We start from the raw sequence: 14,959 nt of genomic DNA, 5'->3' as shown, positions 1-14,959 counted from the left end.
ATCCACTTTACCATCAGTGTCTCTGTAGATTTCAGGACCAGTGGTTAATCTGTGAATTTCAGAGTTTGCCTTGTTTTCAAATTGCTGTGGCATGAATGAATTTGGAGTGTTTTCAACAAGCTCTTTTGCCTTAGCAATAGCTCCACCCATACCTTCGCTTCCAGGTGTTAAGACTATTTCAGCACCAAAGACAGCAAGCAATTTTCTCCTTTCAATGGACATTGTCTCAGGCATGGTTAAAATTAACTTATATCCTTTTGCAGCTGCTACAAAAGAAAGACCAATGCCAGTGTTACCGCTTGTAGGTTCAATAATTACTGAATCCTCTTTAAGCAATCCTTCTTTTTCGGCTGTTTCAATTAAGTTCACTGCAATACGATCTTTAATACTGCTTACCGGATTGAAAGATTCCACTTTTACAAGCACATCAGCATTCAATCCTTCTGTCAATCTATTTAATCTTACAAGAGGGGTGTTACCAATAGCTTCAGTCATATCATTAGCTATACCTCTTTTCAATTCAGGAATGTTTACCATAATTATCACATCATAAAATTCAATTTGTTAAAATAATTTTTAAAAAGTCTATTATTAAAGAATATAAAAAATAAAATCTTTGCTTAAATCCCTTCTAATAACCAATCTTTAATATTTAATATATTAATTTAATAACTTATTTTATTTATAATTTTAATTTGACATTCAAAAATTCAAAATCAAAACCATAAATTACAACAAAAGTTAAAAATATAACAATTGTTATATAATAGTTAATAAATGATGATATATAAATATTTCTATAGAAAACTAAAATTTCATCAAAATTAAAGAAAATGAAGAATTAATATTATACAGTGAATTATAAGATTATACTATTTTAAATATTATATAAAAAAGATGATAAAATGACTCTCTTTAAATACATTATTAATTCAAGCCCAATTGGAGAAATAACAATTATCTGGAGGAAAAAACCTAAATTCCAAATTGAAGAGATTATCCTCTCAAGACCGGATAAAAGCTCATCAAAAATAACTGAAGAAAAATATGAACAAGAGGAACCATTGGCTATAAACAAAAAATCAAAGCAATTGAATAATGTAATTAAAGAATTGAATAACTATTTCCATGAGAAAAACCCTAAATTTTCCCTTGAATATCTTAATTTAGATAAATGTACACCATTCCAAAGAAAAGTGTTGGAAGAGGAATTCAAGACAGAAAAAGGAACCATAAACACATATAAGGATCTTGCAAAGGCAGCAGGCAGTCCAAAGGCATACAGGTCAGTAGGCACCGCACTCTCAAAAAACCCATACCCTATAATCATACCATGCCACAGAACAGTTAAATCAGACAGAACCATTGGAGGATTCGGTGGTGTTGCAGAAGGACTTGAATCTAAAAAAATACTTCTTGAATTAGATGGATTGATGATTCAAGATAAAAAAGTGGTTGGTGACAGCCCTATAATTGCACTTGATAAAACAAGTCAGACAAAGTTAGTTTAAAATTAGAAATAAAAAATGATAAGTTTAAAAATAAGTAAAAAAAAGTTAAAATAAAAAAATATTTATTCTAATTTACTTACATCATATTCACAAAGGTCTGTAAGTGGACATTTATCACATTGAGGACCAATCGGTCTGCAAATGGTCTGACCAAACTGAACCATCAAATCATTTAAATCCACCCAAAGCTCCTTAGGGACCTTTTCCATTAAGACAATTTCAGTCTCTTCAGGTTCCTTTGTATCAGCAATTCCCCACCTATTAGAGATTCTGTGAACATGAGTGTCTACAGGAATAGCTGCATCCCGGAATGCAAATACAATTACACAATTAGCTGTTTTTCTACCTACACCTGGAAGCTTAAGCATTTCATCCATTTCCCTTGGAACTTCACCGCCATATTGATCAATCAATATTCTTGAAACTTCCAATATACGGGCTGCCTTTACCCTATAGAATCCTGCAGGCCTAATCAATTCCTGCACATGGTCCACTGGAGCATCAGCAACTGCATAAATATCAGGATAAACATCAAACAATGCATTTGCAGCTTGATCTGTATTTTCATCCCTTGTCCTTTGAGATAGGATAGTTCTAATCAAAACTTTATAAGGGTCATGGTCATGGAAAGTACGGATAGTGTAAATTTCATTCAATCTTTTAAAGATTTCTCTTATTCTTTCTTCATCATTCATATTATAATCTCCAATATTGATTCTCATAAAGATTTCAATTATTTTAATTCCATTTCAATGCCAATTTCACCCATAAGCTCAATGAAATTAGGGAAGGATACATCGAAGCATTCACCATTCTCAACTTCAACATCATGTTTCAATCCAAGCAAAGAAAATGCCATAGCCAATCTATGGTCATTATGGGATTCGACAATTCCATCACCAATAGTTTGGCCATAAATAGTCATTCCATCCTCAAACTCTTCAAGTTTGCATCCTAATTTTTCAAGCTCTCTGCATGTAGTGTCAATCCTGTCAGTTTCCTTTAATCTTCCATGCTTTACACCAGTGATTGTAGTCTTTCCTTCTGCAACTGCGCCGAGAACCGCTACAGTAAGCAATAAATCCGGTGCATTTGATAAGTTTACATCAATTCCCTTAAGATTTCCATCAGATCTAAGTGAAGCATAATCATCAAATTGAGTTACATTTGCACCCATTTCCTCTAAAATATCTAAGATGAATTTATCTCCTTGTTTGGAATCGCCGAATAGATTTTCAACTCTAACATAACCTCCTGCAATAGCTGTAGCTGCAAGCAAATAGGAAGCAGAGGAATAATCCCCTTCAACAATATAATCGCTGGCAATGTATTTTTGAGGCTTTACATTAAATTTAACTCCTAAGCAATCAGTATGCTCCTTCTTGCAGGTTTCATGGAATTGATAATTATCTTCATCAATAGTTATTCCAAATTTTTCTAATATAGATATTGTCATATCAACATAAGGCTTTGATACGAATTCCGGATAAACTTCAAGCTCCACTCCTTTTTCAGATAATGGGGCTGAGATAAGAATAGAGGATATGAATTGAGAACTTATGCTTCCCAATATATCTGTTTCTCCACCAATATACCCGGGATAAATCTTAAGAGGTGCCTTATTATTATCATTTAATGATTCTATCTTTACACCTAATCCTTCCAATGCATCAATCAATGCACCCATAGGTCTTGCCTTAAGAGAATCATCCCCAGTGAATATGACTTCATTATCAGATAATGCCGCTACACTTGTCATAATCCTAAGTGTAGTTCCTGAGTTAGCAAGATCAATCATGTCCTCAGAAGGATTTTCGTTAATATTATGTAATTTACCGCCAGTTCCATAAACATCCAAATAGTCAACAGTTTGACTTTTATCTCCTTTAAGGATAATTTCTTTCTTTCTATCAATTTTAGCGCCAAGAGCTTCACATGCCCTTATGGTTGATAAGACATCTTCAGAGTACAATACATCAAATAGCTTTGATTTACCTTCAGCAAGTGATGCAAGAATAACTGCCCTATGGCTATAACTTTTAGAAGAAGGAGCTTTAACGGTTCCATTAATTTTAGAAAAGTTTTTTATTTTAAGATTCATTTAATACATCCTTTGATTAATTAAATAAAATTAATCTATTTTTCGATATAATTATCTATTAAACTATTAGATTAAAATTAATAATAAACTTATCTAAAATCGAAAAAAATAAAGAGTCTAGAAATAAAAAAAGAAAATGAAAAATAGAAGAATAACTAAATAAAAAAAGAAAAAGTTTTGATCAAACTTTTTCTAAAAGTTTGTCTAAAACTCAATGAAATACCTTAAGACAGTGAATACACCAAGTGCTAAACTTATTGTAAACCCTACAAAACCAAGTACTGGCATTTCATAGAATCTAGGCCCTACATCAATCAGCATTACAAGTGAAGAACCGATTAAAAGTGCAGCAATAATAATAGCAAGAGAAAGCTGGTTTGCTATTTCACTAATATGCTTTACTTCGATATTTACAGTCACTTCCCCTTCTTCTATCTTATATATTGTTTTTGAAATAAGACTTGGCAATGCCCTAAGGACATGTTCAAAGGCAAAAAAGCTGTTTTTTGCATTGCTTGCCATTTTTAGAGGATTGTATCTTTGAACCATCAACTTGCGAGCAAATGGCTTAAGAAGAGCTACAACATCAATATCTGGGTCTAATCTCAAACCTGTATTTTCGACCATTGACAATCCTCTAGCCATTAAGACAAACTCATTTGGCAATCTTACATCAAATTTCTGCATTAAGAAGAGCAAGTCCTCAATAATACCGTTGAAACGACTGAGCTCTACACCATAATACTTTGCAAATAAATCATTAAGGTCGCTTTTTAAAATGTTGATGTCTGTTTTCTCATTTAAAATATCCATACGAATTAGCTGATTTATCAAGCCATCAATATTACGGTCTGAGAAATAAATCATCAATTCAGCCAAATCTTGCCTGAAATCCTCATCAAGAGATCCCATCATTCCAAAATCAATATAACATATCGCATTGTCCTTAGTTACAAAGATATTACCTGGATGAGGGTCTGCATGGAAAAATCCATCAAGGAATAGCTGTTGGAAATAGGAACGGACTATTCTGTCTGCAATAAGTATCTTATTGTATTTTGGATCATTTCCCGCAATGACTTCAGATAATTTGATACCGTCCACATATTCCATTGTTAAAACTTTTTCAGTAGAGTAATCTGGATATGTGGTGGGAACAATTATCTTATCATTATAAATGAAATTATCATTCAAATGTTTGATATTCATTAATTCATTGTCAAAATCCATTTCCTTATGAATTGACTTATCAAATTCATGAAGAACAGCTGGAAGATTTAGATGCTTGAGGCTTGTGTTGAATCTATCGGATTCATTGGCAATGAATTTCATTATGCTTAAATCAGTTTCTACAATCTCAGCAACATTAGGTTTTTGAACCTTTACAGCCACTCTTTCACCTGTAGGCAATTTAGCCTCATGGACTTGAGCAATAGAAGCTGTTGCAAGTGGTTTTTTTGAAAATTCAGCAAAGAGTTCTCCTATATTTCCTCCAAGTTGGGTTTCAATCATTTCCTTAATCTCTTCATAACTTACTGGAGGATTATCATCATGCAGCTGTGAAAGCTCTTCACTTATTCTTTCACCAACCAAATCTGGCCTTGAAGCAAGCAATTGACCAAATTTAATGAATGTTGTTCCAAGCTCTTGAAGCATTAATCGCAATCTTTCTGGAAAGTCATCCTTCAATAACTCCTTATTATCAGCATCACTTCTAAATGGACTAATCTTATTACGAGTAGTTTGACCTAAAACCTTATCAAAATCGTATTTCCTAAAGATTTTTATAATCTCATCAAAACGTGATAATGTTCTTCTTTGCATGATTACCACCTTTTAAAATTAGATGCATGTTATTTATTATTTGTTTATACGAAATGTTTTTTATTGAATTTAAGTTCAATAATATTATGAATATATTTGAATAAAATTATAATTAAATTTATCTAAAAATATTAAAAAGATAAAAAAATTTTAAAAAATTAATGAAATTATTAAAAAAATAAAAATATCTAAAAAACTAAAAAATCAATTATTTCACTAAATCAAGAGTAATTTGGTCTCTTTTTCCATCAAAATATTTTTCCAGCACTAAAGAGAATACATCATTGTCACTGACCAATTCAAATAATGTCATGGAACTTCTTAATTTTTTGCTATCTGTATGACCGAATATCTCTACAGGATCATTGGTTTCCAATTTCAATAATTCATTGGATATGCCAATAAGATTGTTTGCCAAATATTCATTTTCCATATATTTCCCTTGCCTCTTCCAAGTCATCAATACCATAATATTTAGCTGTAGAGCTTCTCCCTAAGCCCTTGATTTGAGGAAATATATACCACATATAATGATTTCTTTTCTTACCATTGATGATTTCCCTAAAAGCCATATCATAATCTTCTTTTTGTGCATCTATAAACCTTTCAACACTCATATTATCCCCATTTTATTTGTTAAGATTCCATTTGAAAATGAATAGAAATAAAAATAAAAAATGAAAAAGAAAGAGAAAAGAGAAAAGAGAAAAATTATAAAAAGAATTTGAAATTATACAAACTTATTCTCAAATTCAATTAAAACATCTAAAAGATCATCAGATAATCTATTAATTGTTTTAGAGTGGATATCATTTGGAACTTCCCAGTATGCAGATGCAATTCCTCCTGCAATAGCTGCCATGGTATCAGCATCTCCACCTAAGGAAATGCAGTTTCTAATGGTGTCCTCATAATCTTCAGCTTCCAAAAAGCAAATGATTGATTCAGGAACAGAACCTTGACAAGAAACATCAAACTTATAGTATGGTCTGATTTCATCAACTGTTCTGTTTAAGTCATAGTCATATCTTATTTCAATATGGTCTCTGATTTCCTCTTTAGATGATCCAAGTCTTGCCAAATAGATAGCATCAGCAGTAGCCAATGCCCCCTTAATTCCTTCCGGATGATTATGGGTTACTTCAGCGGAAATCCTTGCTAATCTTTGAACTTCATCTAATGAGTCTCCAACCCATGCAACCGGAGAAACCCTCATTGCGGAACCATTTCCCCAACTATTATAAGGCTCCGGATTTTCAGTCTTAAGCCAATTGTTAAACATTCTGCCGTATCCTCCTTTAGGATATCTGTTTCCAAAGTCTTGCAGTTGCCTAACCAATTCCTCCTTTGAATTATTATCTTTGAGTAGCCATTTAGCTACAGCAAGAGTCATGATAGTATCATCTGTAAATGAAGATTTTTTATTAAAAAGAGAAAATTCCTTAGTCTTAATTGGCTTAAACTCATGTGTTGATCCGATTATATCTCCGGCAATTGCCCCAATAATTCCTTTCATATTTTACCCCCTATTCTTTATACTAATAATATGGATTTCGTTATTTATAAAACTTCGTTATTAAAAATAACTTATTTTTTTAATTTACTTTCTATAATTTTGATAATAAATTATATAGTTTTAAGATAAATAATTAAATGATAAATAATTAATTAAGTCTAAAAACTCAAAGGATAATTTTAAAAAAAGGTGGAAATATGAAAACCATTGTAATTAATGCAGACCCTAAAATAAAACAGGAAATAGGAAAGCTTTTGAAATCTGCAGGAGAAGGTGCCGAATCCGTCGGCAGCGAAGTTGAATACTTTGATTTGTACAAAATAGATATGAGAGGTTGCATGATCTGTTCAATTTGTAAAAAGAAAAATAAGGAAAGCTTCAAATGTTACTGGAAAGATGACTTATCCCCAATAATTGAAAAGATTCTTAATGCAGACACTCTTTTAATAGGTTCTCAAATATTCTTCAATGAACCCACAAGCCATTATAGGGCTTTAGTTGAAAGACTCATATATTGTATTGTTTCATATGATAGAAATTACTATTACAAAGGAAAAGTAAATGTAGGCATCTTTTATAGTGTAATCTCCCCAAAAAATCATTTTGAAAAAAATGTTCGCCCTAATCTCAAATCAACAGAAGATTTGTTTAAAATGTTAAATGGAGAAGTTAAGGTTTATGAATCATACAAAGGAATGACAAGCAAGAAAAAGACTGAAGAAGAAATCAAAGAAAAGGAAAAGGAATTTGAAAGGGATTTGAAAAATGCATTTGAAATAGGTGCAGAATTAGCTAAGGAATAGTTTTTTTTAAGAATTATATGATAATAGGAACATATAATGAATATAATTCAATATTCTTAAAACAGTTAACTATTTTTTGAATAAAGTACTTGAAATATTGAACAAAACAAAACATTTGTTAGATAAAAATAAAACTGAATATGGTAAAGTATATATTAGGTTAATTAATATAAGTATAAATTGCATATATGTTTGGATTATAGCAAATATGATTAGGGCATGTATGTTGATGAAAATTTTGTTAATAATAGTATTAAATACTGAAAAAATTGGAATCAGATATTGCTCTAAATAGATTTAGAACAATATCAAAGGCTTTTAACCAATAGTCTTAATCTTCGGATTCAGTTCTAGGAAAAAACCTAGTGAAAAATTTTCGCTTAATTTAATATCAGGTCCATTAAAAAATATTGAATTGGGCGAAGTGACTTAAATTAAATAAAATAATTTAGCTATCTTTTTATCAATTATCAATTTAATTGGTTTATGGGTTGTAGATAGCTATTTTATTTTATTATTCATAATCTATTTTTAAAAATTTTACATACTCTTATTTTCACAATTTGACTAATTTTAAAAAATAATACCTCAACCTAATAAAATAAACAATTTTTCAAAAATTGATCTATAAAAAATTCATCCCAAACTAACTTTTTTTCAAAATTGATAATAAAAAAAATAAAAATTTTTATAGAATTTTCATCCCATTTCCATAAAACAAACTTATTAACATTTATATATAAAATTATTATTTTTAAATTTAAATATAAAAATTTATATTATAAAAATATTAATAATATAATTGCTACTTATGTAGCGGTTTCATATGTTTTTCTTATTTTAATATTATTAAAAGGCAAAAGTTTTCATTAATTAAAGTTAAACAAAATAAAAATTGTTTTAAAATGAGGAAAATTATGCGTTTAAAGCGAGATTTATTTTTCACTTTAATACTGTTTTTAATAATATTTTCAATTTCATTTGTAAGTGCAAGTGAATTAACATACGATACAAACACGGATGAACTTACAACCCTATCTGTTTCAGATGTAAATTCAATTGATGAAGATTTAAACGACGTTAAATTGGATTCAGTTGAGGCTAATTCAAACGATGAACTAATAGATTCAGTTGATGACAATTTAGATGAGAGTGAATTAAATTCGATTGATGATACATCAAGTCCCTCACTGGACCTGGAGGACGATGAACAAGATATAGACGAAATTGAAAGTAATGATTGTTTAACTTTGAATGACAAAGCGCAATTATTGCGAGCTAGTGACAATGAAGAAATACTTCGTGGTGACAAACATCTATCCGGTGGTACAGCACAACAAGTTCTAGAAGCTATCCGTGATGCATCCAACGAAGGCGGAGGTACTGTCTACTTACATGGTGGAACTTATACCGGAACCGCTGGTTGGGGCGGCTGGGGTTGGCCTAATAGTTTAAGCAATGTTAGAGTTGTTGGTGGAAGCTATATCGGCGATCCCACAATGGCAAAATTTACTGGTGGAGGATACGTATTTACAATAAATGATATTCCAATAAACAATTGTATATTCGAAAATCTGAATTTCACCAATTCCATGTTTTGGTTTGCTGGTAGATCAGGAAGTATATCAAATTCTGCATTTAATAATTTACAAAGTAGTGTACAGGGACTATGTTTTATTGGTGATCAAGGATCTAATAGACAATATCCTATCACAAATGTAAATTTTACAAATGTGCATCATATTTACAATCCAAATGTTGCACAAGGCCAATACAATGAGTTTGACGACGGACATGGTCAGTTGATAGCTGCATTCGGAATCAAGATGGACCATTGTAACTTTGTTAATACTTCATCCACAAACCACGGTGGAGCTATATGTATTGCTGATGAATCAAGATGGGGTAGTAGAACTGTTCCATCTATAATTAACAATACAAATTTCATTGGTGTTGAATCCAAATGGTTTGCAGTTTATATACATGCGAACTTCTCAGATTCTGGAAATGACCACATTACCAGTCCAGAAATTGTAGAAAATTGTAATTTTATCAATTGTACAGGAACCGAGGAATATTCCGCATGTCTCGGAATAAGTCACGATGACCTAATTGTTAAAAATTGTAATTTTGTTAACAACACTGGAGGACAAGGTGCGGCAATAATGGTTGGTGGATTAACCAATGCAGATGGAAGCCTTGATGATGCCGCATTTAACGGTAGAAATACAAAAGGTAATAACATAAGCATTATCGGATGTAATTTTACTGACAACTTTGCTTCAAGACATGACACTCTAGCTAACCAATCAGGATTATATAATTATCCTGACGGATCTTCAGGTAATGCTGGTGCAATTTATGTATTTGGTAATGACACCAAAATAGTTGATTGTAAATTCAATAACAACACAGCTCAAAATGGTAGTGGTGCTGCTATTTACATCGTTGGTCATAGAACTGTAATTAATGGTTCAGAGTTTTATAACCATAACAGTGATAACGGTACAGTTTTCATTGTTGGGGATAACACTACAATCAATAATTCTAACTTCCATGATAACGAAGCAGTATACACTGGAGCTTGTATCTATATTGATGGTGACAATACAAAAGTAACTGACAGCACTTTCAGAAATAACAAAGCTGAAAATGGTGCAGGTGTTTATATAAAAGGTCAAAACACTAATATTGCAAGTTCTACCTTTGACAGCAACAATGCTACCGATGGTGGAGCAGCATATATTAATGGGCACAACAGTGTAATTAGCTCTAACACATTTACTAAAAACAATGTAACCGATCAAGGTGGAGCTATATTCATACAAGGAAGTGGCTCAACTATCAGAGGAAACACTTTCACTGAAAACGAAGCTGTACCTGCTAGTGCTGAAGGAACTACCGGTCTCGGTGGAGCAATATATGTAAAAGGTGACAACACTCTTACTGACACTAACACCTTTGAACACAACAAAGCTCGTAACGGATCTGCAATCTACACTGATGGTAAAAACTTCAATCTTCAACATGATGTATTCAATGAAAACCAAGCTTGGAGTTACCTCTTAATTGTAGACCCAGTACCTAAAGTAAGTTACTACAATACCACTGACCACAATATTACCATTGTGCATGTTGGTGGAGACAATATCATCAATGCAATCCATAATACAGCAAACAACAACGAAATACACTTCTTAGATGTTACCTACCGTCATAGTGATGGAGATACAGTTAACACAGGAGACACAGTTGTTGAGCCTGTTGATGGAGCAAGGGAAGGTGTATTATACCAAGATGATCGTGAAAACTTACAAGAGATATTTGTTACTGTAACCCATGTTGAAAGTGGAGACATTATTCTAAATTACGAAAGATATGTTACCAATATCTATGGTGAAGTTAACATTACCTTAAAAAGACCTACAAGAGCGGTTATTCAACTTGATAATCCTTTACCTGTAGGTAATTATAGCGTATATGCTATTCACCCTGAAGATTGGAACTATAAAGTAATTGAAAATAGAAGTGCATTTGAAATACTTCCATATGTAGACATCTCTACTGAAAAAGACTCTGATAAGGACGAATATTATGTAGGAGACACTGCAATTTGGACAATTACTGTAGACAATGCAGATAATGGTACAAATGCAACTAATGTAACTGTAACAGACAAATTGCCTTCTGGATTTGCATTTGTCAGCTATGTTGCATCACAAGGTAATTATGATGCTGACACAGGAATTTGGACTATCGGAAACATGACCAATGGTTCAAGTGTGCAATTAACCATATACTCCGTTGCAACATTTGCTGATGACTATAACAACATTGCTAATGCAAGTTCCAACGAAACTGATTGGAATTTGACTAACAATGAAGACAATAAGACTGTTAAAGTATTGCCTGTAGTTAATCTAACTATTGATAAAAGCGTTAATGTTGATGTCGTATACGTTGGTGAAAATGTAATATTTACCATTAATGTAACCAACAACGGACCATCCAACGCAACAATGGTTAAAGTGGAAGATGTTCTTCCTGAACAATTCGAATATGTAACAAGCAATGATACCTCATTCAGCGGAAATCAAATTATAATTCCTAAATTGAATGTAGAGGACTCATATCTATTTACAATTACAGCAAAAACCTTAATCAACGGAACCTGGAACAACACAGCAAACGCAACCTGTAAAGAAAACGACACCGTCGTAAACGATACCGCAACAGTAACTGTTCTTCCAGTAGTCAATTTAACCATTGACAAATCAGTAGACTTAGGACATATAAAAGTTGGAGACACTGTTGTATTTACAATCAACGTAACCAACAACGGACCATCCAATGCTACAAATGTTGTAATAGAAGATGTGGTTCCAGCACAATTCAATGTTACTGGATGTAGTGATCCTAGATTTGAAAACAATAAAATCACTATTTCCTATTTAAATAAAGGAGAATCAATCCAATTCACAATTACAGCAATTGCACTTATCAACGGAACCTGGAACAACACAGCAAACGTAACATGTGCAGAAAACGACACAGTAGTCAATGACACAGTCGAAGTAATCGTTGACCCAGTAGTCAACTTAACAATCGACAAAGCTGTTGACATTGATCACGTATTTGTTGGAGATACTGTTGTATTTACAATCAACGTAACCAACAACGGACCATCCAACGCAACTGTCGTAACAATCGAAGATATCGTACCAGAACAATTCCAAGTAATTGCATGCAACGACTCTGCATTTAGCGGCAACAAAATAACTGTTGACAAATTAAATGTAGGAGAATCATACGCATTCACAATTACTGCAACCGCATTGATTGCAGGTACTTGGAACAACACAGCAAACGCAACCTGTAAAGAAAACGACACCGTCGTAAACGACACAGTAACCGTAATTGTTGACCCAGTAGTTAACTTAACCATTAACAAAACTGTAGACAACAATCACGTAGAAGTTGGTGAAACTGTTGTATTTACCATTAACGTGACCAACAACGGACCATCCAACGCAACCGTAGTCATAATCGAAGATGTAGTACCAACACAATTCGGAAACGTAGTATGCAATGACTCCAGATATGCGGACAATAAAATCACTATTGACCAACTAAATAAAGGAGACTCAATTGTATTCACACTTACCGCAACCGCATTAATCGCTGGTACATGGAACAACACAGCAAGCGTATTCTGTAAAGAAAACGATACCATCAAAAACGACACAGTCAATGTAACTGTAGATCCAGTAGTCAACCTAACCATTGACAAAACCGTTGATTTGGACCATGTACATGTTGGAGACACTGTAGTATTCACTATTAATGTAACCAACAACGGACCATCCAACGCAACTGTCGTAGTTATTGAAGATGTAGTACCAACACAATTCAATGTAACCGCATGCAACGACACCCAATTTGCAAACAACAAAATAACTGTTGACAAATTAAATGTAGGAGAATCATACGCATTCACAATCACAGCGATTGCATTAATCAATGGAACCTGGAACAACACAGCTAACGCAACCTGCGAAGAAAACGACACAGTAGTCAATGATACTGTAACCGTTGTCGTAGACCCAGTTGTCAACTTAACAATCGACAAAGCTGTAGACTATGACCACGTACAAGTTGGAGATACCATTGTATTTACAATCAACGTAACCAACAACGGACCTGTATTTACAATCAACGTAACCAACAACGGACCATCCAACGCAACTGTCGTAACAATCGAAGATATCGTACCAGAACAATTCAATGTAACCGCATGCAACGACACAAAATACGTCGACAACAAACTAATAATCGACAAATTAAACGTCGGTGAATCATACGCATTCACAATAACCGCAACCGCATTGATAAACGGAACCTGGAACAACACAGCAAACGTAACCTGTAAAGAAAACGACACAGTAATCAACGATACCGTAACCGTAATCGTAAATCCAGTGGTAAACTTAACCATTAACAAAACCGTTGAACCTGGCCGTGTCAAAGTTGGTGAAACTGTAGTATTCACTATAAATGTAACCAACAACGGACCATCCAACGCAACAATGGTAGAAATTACCGATATCGTACCAGAACAATTCAATGTAACTGCATGTAATGACTCCTCATTCATAAACAATAAGATAATTATTGAAAAATTGAATGTAGGCGAATCATATGTAATTACAATAAATGCAATCGCATTAATCGCTGGTACCTGGAACAACACAGCAAGCGTATTCTGTGCAGAAAATGATACAATTGTCAATGATACAGTAAATGTAACCGTTGACCCAGTAGTCAACTTAACCATTGACAAAGCTGTAGACTATGATCACGTACAAGTTGGAGATACCATTGTATTTACAATCAACGTAACCAACAACGGACCATCCAACGCAACTGTCGTAACAATCGAGGACATTGTCCCAGAACAATTCCACGTAACCGGATGCAACGACACCTCATATGTTGACAATAAAATCATTATTGACCAACTAAACGTAGGAGAATCATACGCATTCACAATAACCGCAACCACATTGATAAACGGAACCTGGAACAACACAGCAAACGTAACCTGTAAAGAAAACGACACAGTAATCAACGATACCGTAACTGTAATAGTTGACCCAGTAGTCAACTTGACCATTAACAAAACCGTTGAACCTGGAACTGTTAAAGTGGGTGAAACTGTTGTATTTACAATCAACGTAACCAACAACGGACCATCCAACGCAACTGTCGTAGTTATCGAAGATGTAGTGCCAGAACAATTCGGAAACGTAGTATGCAATGACTCCAGATACGCGGACAATAAAATCATTATTGACCAACTAAACAAAGGAGAGTCAATTGTATTCACACTTACCGCAACAGCATTGATAAACGGTACCTGGAACAACACAGCAAACGTAACCTGTGCAGAAAACGATACCGTCGTAAACGACACAGTAAACGTAACAGTCGACCCAGTAGTCAACCTAACCATTAACAAAACCGTTGACCTCGATCACGTACAAGTTGGAGACACAATTGTATTCACAATAAACGTAACCAACAACGGACCATCCAACGCAACCCAAGTCGTAATCGAAGATATCGTACCAGAACAATTCAATGTAACCGCATGCAACGACACAGCATACAGTGATAATAAAATCACAATTGCACAGTTAAATGT

General features: G+C 33.3%; 10 protein-coding genes. 3 read left to right on the top strand and 7 right to left on the bottom strand.

All coding sequences use genetic code 11. The features are described 5' to 3' along the window. Nucleotides 1-537, bottom strand: a 537-nt coding sequence (locus QZV03_RS10590) for a PLP-dependent cysteine synthase family protein (RefSeq protein WP_296876628.1), incomplete at its 3' end; no start/stop codon positions are given. Between the two features lie 368 nt (nucleotides 538-905). Between QZV03_RS10590 and QZV03_RS10585 the strand changes: the two genes are divergently transcribed. Beyond that, nucleotides 906-1,511, top strand: a complete 606-nt coding sequence (locus QZV03_RS10585; RefSeq protein ID WP_296876626.1) for a methylated-DNA--[protein]-cysteine S-methyltransferase — start codon at nucleotides 906-908, stop codon at nucleotides 1,509-1,511. A gap of 62 nt (nucleotides 1,512-1,573) precedes the next feature. Here the strand turns inward: QZV03_RS10585 and nth are convergent, their stop codons facing one another. The 6 genes from nth to QZV03_RS10555 all read right to left on the bottom strand — a co-directional run bounded on the left by nth (nucleotide 1,574) and on the right by QZV03_RS10555 (nucleotide 6,952). Continuing rightward, nucleotides 1,574-2,206, bottom strand: coding sequence for an endonuclease III (gene nth, locus QZV03_RS10580; protein WP_296876624.1), 633 nt, complete (start codon nucleotides 2,204-2,206; stop codon nucleotides 1,574-1,576). A 38-nt stretch (nucleotides 2,207-2,244) separates the two neighbouring features. Continuing rightward, nucleotides 2,245-3,612, bottom strand: a complete 1,368-nt coding sequence (gene aroA, locus QZV03_RS10575) for a 3-phosphoshikimate 1-carboxyvinyltransferase (RefSeq protein ID WP_296876622.1) — start codon at nucleotides 3,610-3,612, stop codon at nucleotides 2,245-2,247. Nucleotides 3,613-3,816: 204 nt separating this feature from the next. After that, the gene (locus QZV03_RS10570) at nucleotides 3,817-5,436 is read right to left on the bottom strand and encodes an AarF/ABC1/UbiB kinase family protein (protein ID WP_296876620.1); all 1,620 of its coding nucleotides are present in this window, start codon (nucleotides 5,434-5,436) and stop codon (nucleotides 3,817-3,819) included. A 208-nt stretch (nucleotides 5,437-5,644) separates the two neighbouring features. Beyond that, entirely contained in the window at nucleotides 5,645-5,869 is a 225-nt protein-coding gene (locus QZV03_RS10565) for a DUF1810 family protein (protein ID WP_296876618.1), read from the bottom strand. Further along, complete coding sequence (locus QZV03_RS10560; protein WP_296876616.1) at nucleotides 5,859-6,053, bottom strand: DUF1810 family protein; 195 nt, start codon at nucleotides 6,051-6,053, stop codon at nucleotides 5,859-5,861. Before QZV03_RS10560 ends, QZV03_RS10565 begins: the two co-directional genes overlap by 11 nt. Before the next feature lie 113 nt (nucleotides 6,054-6,166). Next, nucleotides 6,167-6,952 (bottom strand): ADP-ribosylglycohydrolase family protein, encoded by a 786-nt coding sequence (locus QZV03_RS10555; protein WP_296876614.1) that lies wholly within the window; start codon nucleotides 6,950-6,952, stop codon nucleotides 6,167-6,169. 197 nt (nucleotides 6,953-7,149) lie between these two features. On the opposite strand from QZV03_RS10555, the gene QZV03_RS10550 reads away from it, so the two are divergent. After that, nucleotides 7,150-7,755, top strand: coding sequence for a flavodoxin family protein (locus tag QZV03_RS10550; RefSeq protein WP_296876612.1), 606 nt, complete (start codon nucleotides 7,150-7,152; stop codon nucleotides 7,753-7,755). Nucleotides 7,756-8,672: 917 nt separating this feature from the next. Next, a partial coding sequence (locus QZV03_RS10545) for a hypothetical protein (protein WP_296876610.1) occupies nucleotides 8,673-14,959 on the top strand: 6,287 nt, incomplete at its 3' end.

Origin of the sequence: uncultured Methanobrevibacter sp. (genome assembly GCF_902788255.1) — an archaeon.
GTDB lineage: Archaea > Methanobacteriota > Methanobacteria > Methanobacteriales > Methanobacteriaceae > Methanocatella.
The sequence above is the reverse complement of the archived record's forward strand: the minus strand, read 5'-3'. Positions and strand labels throughout refer to the sequence as shown.

Bases quoted from the DNA above. Each gene is read 5' to 3' on its own strand.
- aroA (WP_296876622.1), bottom strand. From the start codon at position 3,612: ATGAATCTTAAAATAAAAAACTTTTCTAAAATTAATGGAACCGTTAAA.
- QZV03_RS10570 (WP_296876620.1), bottom strand. From the start codon at position 5,436: ATGCAAAGAAGAACATTATCACGTTTTGATGAGATTATAAAAATCTTT.
- QZV03_RS10565 (WP_296876618.1), bottom strand. From the start codon at position 5,869: ATGGAAAATGAATATTTGGCAAACAATCTTATTGGCATATCCAATGAA.
- nth (WP_296876624.1), bottom strand. From the start codon at position 2,206: ATGAATGATGAAGAAAGAATAAGAGAAATCTTTAAAAGATTGAATGAA.
- QZV03_RS10560 (WP_296876616.1), bottom strand. From the start codon at position 6,053: ATGAGTGTTGAAAGGTTTATAGATGCACAAAAAGAAGATTATGATATG.
- QZV03_RS10550 (WP_296876612.1), top strand. From the start codon at position 7,150: ATGAAAACCATTGTAATTAATGCAGACCCTAAAATAAAACAGGAAATA.
- QZV03_RS10555 (WP_296876614.1), bottom strand. From the start codon at position 6,952: ATGAAAGGAATTATTGGGGCAATTGCCGGAGATATAATCGGATCAACA.
- QZV03_RS10585 (WP_296876626.1), top strand. From the start codon at position 906: ATGACTCTCTTTAAATACATTATTAATTCAAGCCCAATTGGAGAAATA.